Source organism: Sulfitobacter sp. 1A12779 (genome assembly GCF_043557315.1).
Classification (GTDB): Bacteria; Pseudomonadota; Alphaproteobacteria; order Rhodobacterales; family Rhodobacteraceae; genus Sulfitobacter; species Sulfitobacter faviae.
The window spans coordinates 1-1,121 of the sequence record NZ_JBIFFU010000086.1 but is presented as its reverse complement, the minus strand read 5'-3'; the positions used below and the strand labels follow the sequence as shown (position 1 = coordinate 1,121).

General features: G+C 60.2%; 1 protein-coding gene. It reads left to right on the top strand.

Going from position 1 to position 1,121, the window contains the following annotated elements; all coding sequences use genetic code 11:
* Window positions 1–1,059, top strand: a 1,059-nt coding sequence (locus ACGYLQ_RS20890; protein WP_394444696.1) for an IS256 family transposase, incomplete at its 5' end; no start/stop codon positions are given.
* Window positions 1,060–1,121 lie beyond the last annotated feature (62 nt).

The window sequence follows — 1,121 nt, the reverse complement described above, 5'->3', positions numbered from 1 at the left end:
ACGCCGGAGCGGAAGGCGCAGAGAAACGGCTACCGCGAACGCGATTGGCAGACGCGGGCCGGGAACGTGGAACTGCGGATTCCGAAGCTGCGCACCGGCAGCTATTTTCCTTCTTTCCTGGAGCCGCGGCGGGCGACAGAGAAGGCGTTGAGCGCGGTTATTCAAGAAGCTTATGTCCATGGCGTCTCAACCCGTTCCATGGACGATCTCGTGCAGGCAATGGGCGGGACCGGCATCTCGAAGAGCCAGGTTAGCCGCCTGTGTGAAGAGATTGATGAGCGGGTTGATGCATTTCTCACCCGTCCGATTGATGGCGAATGGCCCTATCTGTGGATTGATGCGACTTATCTCAAGGTTCGTCAGGGCGGGCGTATCGTCTCCGTTGCCGTCACCATCGCCGTCGGCGTCAATACAGACGGCCGCAGAGAGGTGCTGGGCATGTCCATCGGCCCGTCCGAGGCCGAAACCTTCTGGACGGAGTTTCTGCGCGATCTGGTGCGGCGCGGGCTATGTGGTGTGAAGCTGGTCATCAGTGATGCCCATGAAGGCATCAAGGCCTCAGTCGCACGCGTGCTGAACACGAGCTGGCAGCGTTGTCGGGTGCATTTCCAGAGGAACGCTCTTGCGCATGCAGGCAAGAGTAGCCGACGCGTCGTCTCCGCCTTTATCGCAACCGCTTTTGCACAGCCAGACCATGCGGCGGCGAAAGTCCAATGGCGCAACGTCGCCGACCAGATGCGGTCCCAGCTGCCCAGGCTCTCTGGGCTGATGGATGATGCCGAGGAAGACGTGCTCGCCTACATGACCTTTCCCCAACAGCATCGGACGAAGTTGCATTCGACGAATCCGATTGAACGTTTGAACGGCGAGATCAAGCGCAGGACAGACGTCGTCGGGATCTTTCCAAATGAGGCTGCCATACGACGCCTCGTCGGCGCCATCCTCATGGAGCAGACCGAAGAATGGACTGTGCAGCGTGCGCGATACATGACGCTGGAAACCTTGGCACCGGTCTGCGATGATCCCATCATCAGCCTGCCTGCAACGCAGACGGACTGATCAGCTCGGCCGTCGAAAGCGCCCGGCCAGCCGCGAGTTACACCACGCTATGGGGCATGATC